Origin of the sequence: Halomonas binhaiensis, from assembly GCF_008329985.2 — a bacterium.
In the GTDB taxonomy this organism is placed as follows: Bacteria; Pseudomonadota; Gammaproteobacteria; order Pseudomonadales; family Halomonadaceae; genus Halomonas; species Halomonas binhaiensis.
In genome coordinates, this window is sequence record NZ_CP038437.2 from 3,105,289 (window position 1) to 3,118,299 (window position 13,011).

Here is a 13,011-nt window from a genome sequence, read left to right on the forward strand (position 1 = left end):
CAGCATCACCAAGGAGTCACTCTTTATGGCAACTCCCCACATCAAGGCTGAACGCGGCGACTTCGCCGATACCGTGCTGATGCCTGGCGACCCGTTGCGCGCCAAGTACATCGCCGAAACCTTTCTCGATGATGCTCGCCTGGTCACCGATGTCCGCAACATGTATGGCTACACCGGCAGCTATCGCGGTCGCCAGGTCTCTGTCATGGGACATGGCATGGGCATTCCATCGGTTTCCATCTATGCCAAGGAACTGATCACCGAATACGACGTCAAGCGCCTGATCCGTGTCGGCTCTTGTGGTGCGGTGCGTGATGACGTCAAGGTCCGCGATATCATTATCGGTCTTGGCGCCAGCACCGATTCCGGGGTCAACCGCTCTCGTTTCCGCGGCCTGGACTTCGCGGCCATTGCCGATTTCGAGATGACTCGCCATGCAGTGGATGCCGCCAACGAGCAAGGCGTGGCGGTGAAAGTCGGCAACATCTTCTCTGCTGACCTCTTCTACCACCCCGATCCCGCATTGATCGATACTCTGCGTCAGTACGGCATTGTCGGAGTGGAGATGGAAGCGGCCGGACTGTATGGCGTGGCGGCTGAATTCGGCGCTCGGGCCACCACCATCTGCACCGTGTCGGATCACATCGTCCATGGTGATTCGCTTTCCAGCGACGACCGTGCCACTACCTTCGACGACATGATGAAAGTCGCTCTGGAGTCGGTACTGCGCGATGATCAGGCGTCTCGCGACGGTAAGCAGGAGTGATGACCATGAACGAGCATATCGACACCGATATCATCGCCACGCTTGTCGCAGTACGCAGCCGGGCCTATGTGCCCTATTCCGGCCATCCTGTGGGTGCCGTGCTGATAAGCGAGTCGGGAAAGCGCTATACCGGTGCCAATGTGGAAGTTGCCCATTACAAGGGGCTCTGCGCTGAGGCATCCGCCATCGCTGCCATGGTCAGCGCAGGTGAACGCCGCTTGGCTGAAGTCTATGTCATCGGCCCCGGCGAGCACCTGTGCACACCATGCGGCGACTGCCGCCAGCGCCTGCGTGAATTCGCCACCCCGGAGACAGTGATTCGCGTGGTCGATGCCCATGGCAAGCTGCTCAAGCGCTATAGCATGGATGAACTACTGCCGGACTCTTTTGGCCCCGAGAATCTCGGCAAGGACTCGTCAATGCACCATTGAGCGGATCATCGCATACCGGAAGCACGGCAGACGTCCACGGGCGCCTGTCGTGCTTCTCAATACCGGCTTCTCGATACCGGCTTGATCACGCGGGATCTGGAGCACCACCACTCGAACTGGTCTGGTGCAAAGGGTCCGCAACTCCGGCTTCTCCAGGCTTGCGGCCGCTGGCATCGCGACGCTGATGATCCGGCTCTCCAGGCTGGGTAGTACCATCCAGGCGCCCCCCTCCCAGGCCTTCCATGCTCACGCTAAGGCGTGGTGCTCCAAGATGAACCCCCATCTCTTCCATGCGTCGCTTGAGCAGCATGTTGAAGGCGCGGGATACATCCCACTGCATCTCGGGTGCGGTCCGGAAACGCATACGCAGAATGGCGCAACCATCCTCGAACCGATCAACCCCCTGCATCTCCAGCGGCGACCAGATATGGTGGCGCATCATGGGGTCCTGACGCAGATCCTTGGCAGTCTCCTGCATCAGGCTCGTCGCATCGTCGATAGGCATGTCATAGGGAATACGAATCTTCATCAGCGCAATACCAAACTGACGCGACATGTTATGGATCGATTCGATACGCGAGAAGGTGATGATATGCACGATGCCATCCAGGTCGCGCAGCCGCACGGTGCGCAGCGTCAGGCCTTCGACCGTACCCATGTAATTATTGATCCTGACGAAGTCATCCACCGCCAGGGAGTCCTCGATCAGGATGAAGATGCCCGTGATCAGATCCTGAACCAGAGTCTGGGCCCCAAACCCCACCGCCAGTCCGATCACACCCGCCCCCGCCAGCAGCGGTGTCACATTCACGCCGATGTTGGCCAGACCGACAATGGCAGCGATGATCACAATGGTGGCAAACATCACATTACGGATCATCGGGGTGATCGTCTGAGCCCTGGCCTGATTGACACGCCGGCCACGAGAACGAGACGGGGAAGTCAAGGAGCTCTGAATGGCAGTATCCACAAAGATCCATGCCAGCCAGGCCAGCAATACGGTAAAGGCAATCGCCAGCACCGCATGCCCGAGACGTCCACTTGCCACCCCTTCACTACCGATGCCCACCAGAGAGCCACCCCAGACCTGCATGGACAACTCCGCGAACACCAGCCAGGCCAGCACATGGGCAAGCGTATACGCGAAGCGCTCCAGACGGCGCAGGTACTCACTGTTGTGGCGGTAGCGCTTGTGCGTTCGCTCATGGCGCTCGCGCTGACGCCGTAACAAGGCTGTCATCACCAGCGTCAATACCAGCAGGGCCGAATTGATGATCGAGCGAGCCAATGCCGTACCGACATCCCCTCCAGTGACAAAAATGGATACCAGGGAAGCGCCGACAATCAACAATGCCGGAATATGCCATAACTGCCCAACCACCCGGATGACTTCAGCATGACTGCCGCTATCCCGACGGTGGATATAATGTCGATGCCGGATCAGGTGACCAATCGGGCGTTTGAAACGCAAGATGAAGCGAAGCGACAGCAAAGCGGCCAGGGTATTGGCCAGCACCGAGGCCAATGACGCCAGATCCAGGCCTAGCTGTTCGGTCAGGCGCGCAGTCTGAAAGGCATCTCCCAAGGCAATCAGGGCACCTATCACAAACAGCGGACGCAAGGCTTTCTGCTGCAGGATATGGACCGCTGTATAACGGTGCCCACGCGTGAATACCGAAAGCACGGTTTCCACGACGACTGACAGCGTACGCCCGCACAAAGCAGCGTAAGCAATCAGCAGCACCGCCGTACGGCCATGGAATTCTGACGCCAACTGGGCCACCCCTAGCGCAGCCAGAAACCCTAGTGCCCAGGGCAGCATGCGACGCAGGAAATGGACAGCCAACAGCCAGGCCTTGGGTTCTCTGGGCAGGTCCATCGGCCATCCATAGTGCTTGCCGATCAAGCGTCCCAGAGCAATCAGGCCAACCACCATACCCACCCAGGCACTCAGCAACACACTGAATTCAATGAGAAAGCGTACGATCTCTCCGCCATCGGCCGCCACTACCTTATCGATGGTGCTGTGCCACCCTTGAGTCAATCGGGATTTCCATTGCGCCCAGGGGGAATCTCCGCCATCGGCCTGGTTTCCCAACTCACTGACCGTTTCGGCCAAGGCGCCGAGCAACCCCTCTGAGGTCGAGTGCTCATCCGCCGAAACCTGATTGGCACTGCGTAATGATTTCAGTGTCTCGACCAATTGTGTCCGGCTCTGATCGTCTTCCAGAGTACTGATCAGCGTATCCAGGGATTGCTGCAGTTCCTGCGCAGAAGGCTGATCTGGCGATGAACTCTTGAGTGCGCTCAAGCCCAGGCTCTGTGCCTGCACAGGCAATGCCAACATCATTGCCAGCATTACCACCCCCAGCCATTGCATGGCCTGGATCGCATGTTCAGCCAACCAGTCTGTCCGCATCCTTACTCCTGACGTCACCGTCCGCCTCCTGCTGTCACCAGCCGCCTCTTGCGGGGGTACACGATAGACAATCGCTCCATGGGGCACATGATACGCACCCCTCTGCCTCCTCACTACATTACAGCACCCTCACGGGCACCTTAATCCAGTATGGCGGATGCAGCATTGCGTAGTACCCCCTTCACTGCCATAGTTTCAGCCAGCCAGTTTGGAAAATCCTTCCACATAAATGAAAAGAGAGACTGACGAGGCGCATCATGACGATTTCCCAGGTACGTATCGGGCATGGGCCAGACAGCGCAGAGGTTCCCGCCATCGGTCAAGGCACCTGGCACATGGGTGAAGACCGCCGTTCCCATAGTGACGAGGTAAAGGCCTTGCAGCATGGGCTCGATCTGGGCCTAAGCCTGATCGACACAGCGGAAATGTACGCAGATGGCGGTGCTGAAGAGGTGGTGGGGGAAGCCATGAAAGGGCGCCGTGACGAGGTGTTTCTCGTCTCCAAGGTGTACCCCTGGAACGCTGGCCGCGATAGCGCCATCCGCGCCTGCGAGGCAAGCCTGAAGCGCCTGGGCACTGACCATGTGGACCTCTATCTACTGCACTGGCCCGGCGGCATTCCTTTGGCAGAAACCCTTGAAGCCTTCGAGCGCCTGGCCGACAGTGGCAAGATTCGCCACTTTGGTGTCTCCAATTTTGACATCGACGAGATGCAGGCTCTGGCAGCACTGCCTGGCGCAGCTGAAGCATGCACCGTCAATCAGGTGCTCTACCATCTGGCATCCCGAGGCATCGAAGTGGCATTGCGCCCCTGGATGCAACAGCATCAGATGCCAATCATGGCCTATTGCCCCCTGGCACAAGCTGGTAGTTATGGCAGCAACCCATTACATGATCCATCCATCATCCAATTGGCAGCAGAGCTTTCCCTCACCCCTGCCCAACTATTGCTGGCCTGGGTGACTCGCAAGACCAATGACTGCCGAGATGTCATCGCCATCCCCAAGGCCACGTCACTCGCCCATGTGGCAGATAACGCCAAGGCTCTGGAAATCGATCTGGACATGGATACGCTCACGCGGCTCGATGAATGGTTCCCGGCACCGTCACGCAAGGTGCCCCTGGATATCGTTTAACAAGACGCTGGTTCCCTTCTCAATCACCTGGCCCCAGTCACTTGGCGTCAGTCACTTGGATAGCGCAGCGCGACCAGGTGCTGGGCAAGAGCCTCACTGCCAATCTCGCGCATGCGGGTAATGTTGCGCACGGGAATCTGCTCCGGATCAGCGTAATGCATCAAAGCCTGTTCCAGCCCGGCTTCTCGCAGCAGGTGCCACACTGGCCAAGGGGAACGATTGGTGAAATTGGCAGGATCATCTTCATCGGAGCCCTCGAAGACGTAATCGGGATGGAAGCTTGCCAACTGGTAGACACCTTCATAACCCTGTTCCGCCAATAACGCTTCCGCCATGATCAAGGCGTCCAGGTAATCATCGAAGTCTTCCAGCCCCCGCTCAAATACCAGGAGTATCGTCTCTACTTCGGGCACACGATCAAGATGCGAACACGCATCGATCAGCCCGAGCAATGCCTCCTCCAGATGTCGCCCGTCAAGAGAGCGGTAATGTACCGAACCACGCTTTACCTCCCGCCCCGCGAAAGGACAGACGTTATGTGCCACGACAAAGGACTCCACCCAGGTCTGGGTAGCCTTGATGCAAGGAGACACGCTACGGCCGGCTGTGGTTTCGGGCATCACATCCTCTGAAAGAGATAATCTGAAAGGAATAAACAATGTGAAGTATTCGGACGACGATCACTTCAAGGATCAGGAAGACGCATCCCGGCGTGAAGCAAGACGGTCCGCCAGTCGCGTAGGTTCCGGCAGCTTGTAGCGGCCAAGACAGGCAATGGCCCAGTCCCTGGCACTATCTATCGACAAGCGGTGTCCGGGTGAAACGAATATCGGTTTGACCCCTGCTCGGGAGCGTAACACTATGCCAAGCATCTCGCAGTCATGTTTCAGAGGTGTCCAGGCTCCGCGCTCTTCAGGTACCTCGCCATGCTGCCCGGTCAGGCGTTTCTTGGCCACGCCCAAGGTTGGCAGGTCCAGCCACAGGCCCAGATGTGCGGCCACTCCCAGCCGCCGAGGATGCGCGATACCATGACCATCGACCATGACCAGGCCGACCTTGTGCTTCAATTGCGCAAAGGCAGCCAATGCGGCAGGTGTCTCACGAAATGACAACAACCCGGGAATATAGGGCATGCGTGTTGGCTCCCGAGCCACAACATGCTCGACAACATTCAGCTCCGGCCAATTCAGCACTACCACTGCTGCTCGCGTGATCCCGTCACGTTTCCCCACTTCCCTGTCGGTCCCCAGGGATGGCTCGAAGCCAATATCGACGCCAGCGATATATTTCACCTCACCTGCCAGGCGATCCTGACGCTCGACCTGTCCTGCCAGACGGCGTTGCAGCGCAATCGCATCGCGAGGCGCAAGATCCCAATCATGCAGGTGTCGGGTAGTGGGCGTAGACATCCGTTATTTTCCTGGCATGGCATCGCGGTAGACTAGGGCCTAACGCATCATACACATATTCTCAGGGAGGAGCCGTTGAACATCATCCACACCGCGGATTGGCACTTGGGCCAGAACTTCCATGGTCAGGAGCGTCATGCAGAACATCAGGCATTTCTCGACTGGCTGCTCGATACCCTGGAACAGCGCCAGGCCGATGCCCTGTTGGTGGCGGGTGATATCTTCGATGTGGTCAACCCTTCTCTGCGTGCGCAGCAGTTGCTCTATGATTTCATCGTATCTGCCCATGAGCGCCTGCCAAGCCTCAATATCGTACTGATTGCCGGCAACCATGACAGCGGCAATCGTATCGAGCTTCCGGCCCCGCTGATGCAACGCCTGGGCACTCATGCCCTGGGCCGAGTAAGCTGGCTGGATGACGGTACTCTCGACAGCGAGCGCTTGCTGGTACCCCTTGATGATATTGACGGCACGACATGTGCCTGGTGTCTGGCGCTACCGTTCCTGCGACCCGCCGAGGTCACGGGAAACGGGGTGCAACTGGATGAAGCATCCCAGAATGACACCAAGCATAACGATCCCAGACATAACTACGTATCCGGCGTCACTCAGGTTCATCAGCAGTTGATCGCGGCGGCTCGCAGCAAGCGTCAGCCTGGCCAGGCCCTGGTGGCCATGAGTCATGCTCACCTGCATGGTGCGGCTGTTTCCGAAGCCAGTGAACGGCCCATTGTCATTGGTGGTGAAGAGTCCATTTCTGCGTCCTTGTTTCCCGCTGATATTGCCTATGTCGCCTTGGGGCATCTGCATCGCGCTCAGCAGGTTGGCGAGGAACGCATCCGCTATAGCGGCAGCCCGCTGCCACTCGATTTCAGTGAAGTGAACTATCCCCATCAAGTGGTCGCCATTGTCCTGGAGGGTGAAATCCTGTCCTCAGTGGAGGCCATTGCCGTACCTCGCCCCGTGGCCATGTACCGAGTTGGCCCGGCGCCATTGGATGACGTTCTGACACAACTGGCGGCCATGACTGTCGACCTGACCAGCGCCTCGGAACGGCCCCGCGAATACTGGCCCTGGCTGGAAGTTCGGGTGGAACTGGCCGCTCCCGTCCCTGACCTGAAAGCTCAGGTGGATGCGGCATTGAAAGACAAGCCTGTTCGATTGCTGCGCCTGGAACGACGCCTGCCACAGAGCGAACAAAATGCCTCTCCCCACAAGGTAGACCTTGAATCTCTGGGGCCACGACGCCTGTTCGAGCTGACCTGGCAGGAACGTTGGAACGAGCCGCCCGGCACAGACGTCATGTCCGATTTCGATCGCTTGCTGCAAGATGTGCTGGACGATGTGGGACAGGAGAACCAGCCATGAAGATTCTTGCGCTACGGCTGGCCAACCTGGCCTCGCTTCCCGGCCCCTTGGAACTCGACTTCAGCGCACCACCACTGCGTGATGCTGGTTTATTTGCCATCACCGGCCCGACCGGTTCAGGCAAGAGCACATTGCTTGATGCATTGTGCCTGGCCCTGTATGGCAACACCCCACGGCTGCGACAGGCCCCCGGACGTGATGCACCACTACCGGATGTTGGCGAGGATACGGTCAGTACCGCTGACCCCCGCACCCTGTTGCGGCGAGGCTGCGCCAGTGGCTATGCCGAAGTGGACTTTATTGGCCGCGACGGACATCACTATCGATCACGCTGGGCCGTTCGCCGTGCCCGCGACAAGGCCACGGGCAAGTTGCAGGCGGTGGAACAATCCCTGCACGACCTCGATAACGGGCAACTACTGACCACTCAGAAACGCGAATTCGAGCGTTTGCTGCCGGAACGCCTGGGGCTGACATTCGACCAGTTCACCCGTGCGGTTCTTCTAGCCCAGAGCGAATTTTCCGCCTTTCTCAAGGCTGATGACAACGAGCGCAGTGACCTGCTGGAACGCTTGACCGGCACTGCCGAATATTCTGCCATTTCCATTGCCGCCTACCGCCGCACCAGCAACGCGAAAAAGCAGGTCGAAGCGCTCGAAGCCAAGATTTCCGGTGACCTGCCTGCCGATACAGAATCCCGTGCCGAACTGGAAGACCAAGCCTCCCAGGCCGAGGAAGCGTTGCATGCCGTACAGCAGCAAGCCAAGCTTCTTGATGCTCAGCAACAATGGCATGCAACCGATACCAGGTTGCACCAGGCCTGGATGGAAGGCAGCCAGCAGCACACCGCAGCCGAGCAGCGCTGGCAGGCTCTGGCCGATGTGCGTACTGACCAGCGATGGCGCCAACAATTGGCTCCTCAACGTCATCGCCTGCAACGTCAGAAAGAGCTTCCCGACCTGCTCTCCGCACAGGAAGAAGCTCTCACCCTGACGCGCCAGGCATGGGACGCCGCCAATGCTGAGCTAAAGGTCAGCCATGCCGCTTACACACAAGCCGAGCAAACACTGGTTTCTGCCAGTGAGCATCGACAACAGGTAGAGCCTTCGCTACGCAAGGCCCGTGAAGATACCCAGGCATTGGCAACGCTGGACCATCAATTGGCCGAGCTCGACAGGCAGGTTCAGGAACGCCAACGCGAGGCCAGGCAGCTTGGTGACCAGCGTCGCCAGACCGAGCAGCGCCATCAACAGCTCAATGCACAACGCGACGACTTGCAGGCATCTCTGGAAAAGCTGGTCGGCAAGCACGTTTCCTTTGATGACGCTCGCCAGGCTGCCCAGCAGCAAGTCGACCAGACCGCGCAACATGGCCTGGCCCTTAGTGAGCTGGCCAGCGCCTGGCAGGAGCTGCAGCGCATCGAGCAAGCTCATCATGAACTGACCCAGGCACTGGCCACTGACGAGAAGCGCAAGAACAGCCTGATCGAACACGGCCAGAGAGCCAGGCAGCACCTGGAGCAGAGTGAAACCACCTATCGTCAGCTAAGTGATTTCATTGAACACAGCCGTGCCGTGCGTAGCGAAAGTGTGGCGCGGCTGCGCCAGCATCTCCGGGAGAATGAACCTTGCCCGGTGTGCGGCGGAATGGACCATCCCTGGCGCCATGAACCACCGGAAACTCCCGAGGCCAAACAGCTTGCCGCGCAGCAAGCGCATGAGGACGAGCAGCAAGCTCAAGCACGCCAGGCGTTCGACAAGGCTCAGCAACAGAGGGATGAACTGCGTGGCGAATATCTCGCCCTGGAGAAGTCTCTGGAGCAGCAGCGCAACGACCTTGAAGGCACCGAGCGACGCCTGGCCCAGGCTCGTCTGAGTTTCCGTGAACTGCCGCTGCATGAGGCTCTGCCTGACACTGATCCCTTGGCCTGTCGACACTGGCTGGAAGAGCAACGCAAGCTATATGCCACTCAGCGTCATGATGCCGAGCAACGTCTTGCACAACTGACACAGGCAGAAACCGAACTAGGTCCGCTGGAAGAAGCGCTCCATCAGCTTCAGCTGGCACTCGCTCAATTCAATGCTCAAGGCAATAGCCTTGAACAGGAACAGGCCCGGCTTGTTCATGCTCGTCCTCCCCTGCTGCAACAAAGGGAGAATATCTCCCAGCGACTGGCGACCCGTCTCGGTGAGCATGCTTCCGCGGATGCCTGGCAACAGTATCTAGAACAACAGCAGGATTCTGCTCGCCAGGCACGGGACAAAGCCTTGAGCCGCCACCATCAAGCCCAGCGGGAACAGGAACGCCTGGAAGCCCGGCTGCAACACGAAACGCAACGCCAAGACCAGCTTCATCAGGAAAAGCAGCAACTGGAGCAGGAACTGCAACAATGGCGTCAAGCCCACCCGGAGCTCGACGACTCGACGCTGACCCGGCTACTGGCCCAGTCACAACAGGAAGCCAGTCATCAGGATCAGGAACTGTCCGTTGCCGAACAGACCTTGCAGCGCACCGATGCCAGTCTGGCTGAACGCCGCCAGGCGTTGGTTCAGCATCGCCGGGCGATGACTCAAGTCCTCGCCCAGGGACAAGCCCAGGAGCCGACGGCTCAGTCCGATGAAGACAGCAATGACAGTGCTCTGTTGAGTGAAGAGACTCAGGACGGCCTCCAGCTGCACCTCAAGCAAGTGCTCGCTGAACAGCAAGCACTTGCTCCACTTCTGGACAGCAGGCAGCAGCAGCGAGACGAAGCCATCCACGCTCTACGCGACGACGACCGTCGCCGTCAGCGCCAGCAACAGGCCCAGAGCGAACTGGAGTCAGCACGTGCCGAGCACCGCCGCTGGGGCCAGATCAATGAACTGATCGGCTCTGCCGATGGCAAGGCATTTCGGCGAATCGCCCAAGCTTACAATCTGGAACAACTGTTGGAGCACGCCAACCTGCATTTGGCTGGGCTCAGCCGCCGTTATCGCCTTATCCGTGGTGGCAGCTCCCTCGGACTGCTGGTGGAAGACCGCGACATGGGGGATGAACGGCGCTCGGTACACTCCTTGTCCGGTGGCGAAACATTCCTCGTGTCCCTTGCCCTTGCCCTGGGACTGGCCTCCATGGCGTCTGGCGAACTCGTCATTGAGTCGCTCTTCATCGATGAGGGCTTCGGCAGCCTTGATCCACAGTCTCTGGCCCTGGCCATGGAAGCACTGGATGGCCTGCAGGCACTTGGTCGCCGGGTGGGTGTGATTTCTCATGTCCAGGAGATGCACGAGCGCATCCCTGTTCAGATCATCATCGAGCCACTGGGCAATGGCACCAGCCGTGCCCGGCTGGCTCGCTCTTGATATCAGGTAGCTGATATCAATGACTGGTACCGACGCATGATACCCATGAGCCCATGGCTTCAGCACATGGGCCACATGTCGAAGCAGTCCTGATCGGGTGCCCACAATAGTGCCGGGAAAGCCTCCTCCCCCTGCCGTGCACAGAGCGGCCGTGGTAGTCTCTTCTCTGTCTTGATTCAGGAGTGCCTTATGACCGCCACTGAAATGCTCGCCCGCCTGGTGGGCTTTGCGACTGTGTCTCGTGATTCCAATCTGGCCTTGATCGAATTCGTCGAGAGCTGGCTGGATCAGCACGACGTGGACTACTGGCGGGTGGAAAATGACGAAGGCACTAAAGCCAATCTGCTGGCACGTATCGGGCCGAATGTCGCTGGCGGTGTGGTGCTTTCCGGACATACCGACGTGGTACCGGTAGATGGTCAACCCTGGACCACAGATCCCTTTACCCTGACCCAGGGTCAAGGCGACAACGCGTCTCGCCTGTATGGTCGCGGCACTTGTGACATGAAAGGCTTCATTGCCTGCGCTCTGGCAGAACTGCCAAACTGGCTGAAGGATGATCTTCAGGTTCCCATCTGGTTGGCACTTTCCTATGACGAAGAAGTGGGTTGTGTCGGCGCACCACGCATGATCGAGCGCCTGATGAGTGATCACCCACGCCCGGCAGCCGTCATTGTGGGAGAGCCTACGTCGATGTGTCCGGTTGTTGCCCATAAGGGGGCTACCAACTTCCGCACCACGGTCATCGGGCGCGAAGCGCACTCCAGCCAGGTCTATCAAGGTGTCTCCGCGATTCATGTCGCGGCGCGTCTGGTCACCCGCATCGAGGATGTGATGGCTGAACTCAAGGAGGAAGGTCGTGTCGATGAGGCCTTCAGCGTCATTCATTCGAGCCTGCATGTCGGCAAGATAGAAGGCGGCACTGCCATCAACATCATGGCGCGACGCTGTACGTTTGATTGGGAAATCCGCCACCTTCCTACCGACGATGCCAAAGAGCTTCTGGCCCGGGTGGAAACGACTGCCAAGGAACTGGAAGCGAAAATGCAGGCCCGGGCTCCCGAAGCCTCCATCACCACCGAGGCACTCAATACGACGGTACCGGCCTTGGCAGATCGCGATAATCGTGAAGCCCTGGAGCTATGTCATGATTTGCTGTGTCATGATTTGCTGTGTCATGAACAGCAGGGCCAGTTCCAGCCTCCAGGTGCAGTGGCCTATGCCACCGAAGCTGGCCAATTCCAGCTGGCCAACCTGCCGACTGTCATCTGTGGTCCTGGCAGTATCAGTCAGGCACACCAGCCGGACGAATATATCGATATCAGCCAACTCGAAGCGAGCAGCCGCTTCATGCAGGCTCTGGGCGAACGTTTGAGGATGGCTTGAGCGATGATGAAACCCTTGGTCATCCTCAAGACCGGCGATAGCTTCGATGATGTCATCGAGCATCGGGGCAACTTCGAGCAGCTGTTCGCGGCAGCGCTCAATGCTCCCGACACTCTACCCATTGACGTAGTCGATGCGCGAGGGGCTGATGCCCTTCCCGCCCCCGAGTCACTACGCGGCGCGGTGATTACCGGCTCCCATGCCATGGTCACCGATCGCGAGGCATGGAGCGAGGCGCTCAAGCCCTGGCTACGTCAGGCGCTGGCGGTCGATCTGCCACTGCTGGGTGTATGCTATGGCCATCAACTGATGGCCGATGCGCTTGGCGGAGAAGCTGGCTACCACCCCGCTGGTAGAGAATGCGGCAGCTTCATGATTCAGCTGGATGCAGCGGCGTCCGATGACCCATTGTTTGCCGAATTGCCAGCGATATTCCCGGCCCATCTGACCCACTCCCAGACCGTGCTCAAGGCTCCTGCCGGTGCCACGGTTCTGGCACGCAACGCCCATGACCCGCATCAGGCGCTGCGCTATGGTCCACGCCAGTGGAGTGTGCAATTCCACCCTGAGTTCGATGTCGACGTCATGCGACGCTACCTCGACCATCAGCGAGAGCCACTCTTGCAACAGGGGGCAGATCCCGAGGCACTTTACGCAAGCATCCACCCAACCCCCGATGCCAGTGCGCTGTTAGCACGTTTTGCGCAACTCATGAGTCGATAGCCAGGCACAATCTGAGTCGGTAGCATCCGGAA

The 13,011-nt window shown here is 58.9% G+C and carries 10 protein-coding genes; 7 read left to right on the forward strand and 3 right to left on the reverse strand.

All coding sequences use genetic code 11. From position 1 onward, the window contains the following. The first annotated feature begins 25 nt into the window (after positions 1–25). Both deoD and E4T21_RS13695 read left to right on the forward strand, forming a co-directional pair. Entirely contained in the window at positions 26–766 is a 741-nt protein-coding gene (gene deoD / locus E4T21_RS13690) for a purine-nucleoside phosphorylase (protein WP_149285600.1), read from the forward strand. A 5-nt stretch (positions 767–771) separates the two neighbouring features. Then, positions 772–1,197, forward strand: a complete 426-nt coding sequence (locus tag E4T21_RS13695; RefSeq protein ID WP_149285601.1) for a cytidine deaminase — start codon at positions 772–774, stop codon at positions 1,195–1,197. 85 nt (positions 1,198–1,282) lie between these two features. Here E4T21_RS13695 and E4T21_RS13700 read toward each other — a convergent pair whose 3' ends face one another. Beyond that, positions 1,283–3,616 carry a mechanosensitive ion channel family protein gene (locus E4T21_RS13700; RefSeq protein WP_240349145.1) on the reverse strand — a complete coding sequence of 778 codons (2,334 nt, stop codon included), beginning with the start codon at positions 3,614–3,616 and terminating at the stop codon, positions 1,283–1,285. 257 nt (positions 3,617–3,873) lie between these two features. On the opposite strand from E4T21_RS13700, the gene E4T21_RS13705 reads away from it, so the two are divergent. Then, positions 3,874–4,752 carry an aldo/keto reductase gene (locus tag E4T21_RS13705; RefSeq protein WP_149285602.1) on the forward strand — a complete coding sequence of 293 codons (879 nt, stop codon included), beginning with the start codon at positions 3,874–3,876 and terminating at the stop codon, positions 4,750–4,752. Positions 4,753–4,799: 47 nt separating this feature from the next. Here E4T21_RS13705 and E4T21_RS13710 read toward each other — a convergent pair whose 3' ends face one another. Next, positions 4,800–5,372: a DUF1415 domain-containing protein gene (locus E4T21_RS13710; protein ID WP_149285603.1), complete on the reverse strand. Its 573-nt coding sequence runs from the start codon at positions 5,370–5,372 to the stop codon at positions 4,800–4,802. Positions 5,373–5,444: 72 nt separating this feature from the next. Continuing rightward, on the reverse strand, positions 5,445–6,161 hold the full coding sequence (nfi, locus tag E4T21_RS13715; RefSeq protein ID WP_149285604.1) for a deoxyribonuclease V: 717 nt from the start codon (positions 6,159–6,161) through the stop codon (positions 5,445–5,447). A gap of 75 nt (positions 6,162–6,236) precedes the next feature. Here nfi and E4T21_RS13720 point away from each other — a divergent pair, with 75 nt between their 5' ends. From E4T21_RS13720 to E4T21_RS13735, 4 genes are all read left to right on the forward strand, one after another. Next, positions 6,237–7,529 (forward strand): exonuclease SbcCD subunit D, encoded by a 1,293-nt coding sequence (locus E4T21_RS13720; RefSeq protein ID WP_149285605.1) that lies wholly within the window; start codon positions 6,237–6,239, stop codon positions 7,527–7,529. Further along, positions 7,526–10,870, forward strand: a complete 3,345-nt coding sequence (locus E4T21_RS13725; protein WP_149285606.1) for an AAA family ATPase — start codon at positions 7,526–7,528, stop codon at positions 10,868–10,870. The genes E4T21_RS13720 and E4T21_RS13725 overlap by 4 nt, the downstream gene beginning before the upstream one ends. Positions 10,871–11,059: 189 nt before the next feature. Further along, positions 11,060–12,256 carry an acetylornithine deacetylase gene (gene argE / locus E4T21_RS13730; protein WP_149285607.1) on the forward strand — a complete coding sequence of 399 codons (1,197 nt, stop codon included), beginning with the start codon at positions 11,060–11,062 and terminating at the stop codon, positions 12,254–12,256. Between the two features lie 3 nt (positions 12,257–12,259). Further along, positions 12,260–12,979 (forward strand): glutamine amidotransferase, encoded by a 720-nt coding sequence (locus tag E4T21_RS13735; RefSeq protein ID WP_338036099.1) that lies wholly within the window; start codon positions 12,260–12,262, stop codon positions 12,977–12,979. Positions 12,980–13,011: the final 32 nt, after the last annotated feature.

Bases quoted from the DNA above. Each gene is read 5' to 3' on its own strand.
- argE (WP_149285607.1), top strand. From the start codon at position 11,060: ATGACCGCCACTGAAATGCTCGCCCGCCTGGTGGGCTTTGCGACTGTG.
- E4T21_RS13705 (WP_149285602.1), top strand. From the start codon at position 3,874: ATGACGATTTCCCAGGTACGTATCGGGCATGGGCCAGACAGCGCAGAG.
- E4T21_RS13725 (WP_149285606.1), top strand. From the start codon at position 7,526: ATGAAGATTCTTGCGCTACGGCTGGCCAACCTGGCCTCGCTTCCCGGC.
- E4T21_RS13695 (WP_149285601.1), top strand. From the start codon at position 772: ATGAACGAGCATATCGACACCGATATCATCGCCACGCTTGTCGCAGTA.
- E4T21_RS13700 (WP_240349145.1), bottom strand. From the start codon at position 3,616: ATGCGGACAGACTGGTTGGCTGAACATGCGATCCAGGCCATGCAATGG.
- E4T21_RS13735 (WP_338036099.1), top strand. From the start codon at position 12,260: ATGATGAAACCCTTGGTCATCCTCAAGACCGGCGATAGCTTCGATGAT.
- E4T21_RS13710 (WP_149285603.1), bottom strand. From the start codon at position 5,372: ATGCCCGAAACCACAGCCGGCCGTAGCGTGTCTCCTTGCATCAAGGCT.
- nfi (WP_149285604.1), bottom strand. From the start codon at position 6,161: ATGTCTACGCCCACTACCCGACACCTGCATGATTGGGATCTTGCGCCT.
- deoD (WP_149285600.1), top strand. From the start codon at position 26: ATGGCAACTCCCCACATCAAGGCTGAACGCGGCGACTTCGCCGATACC.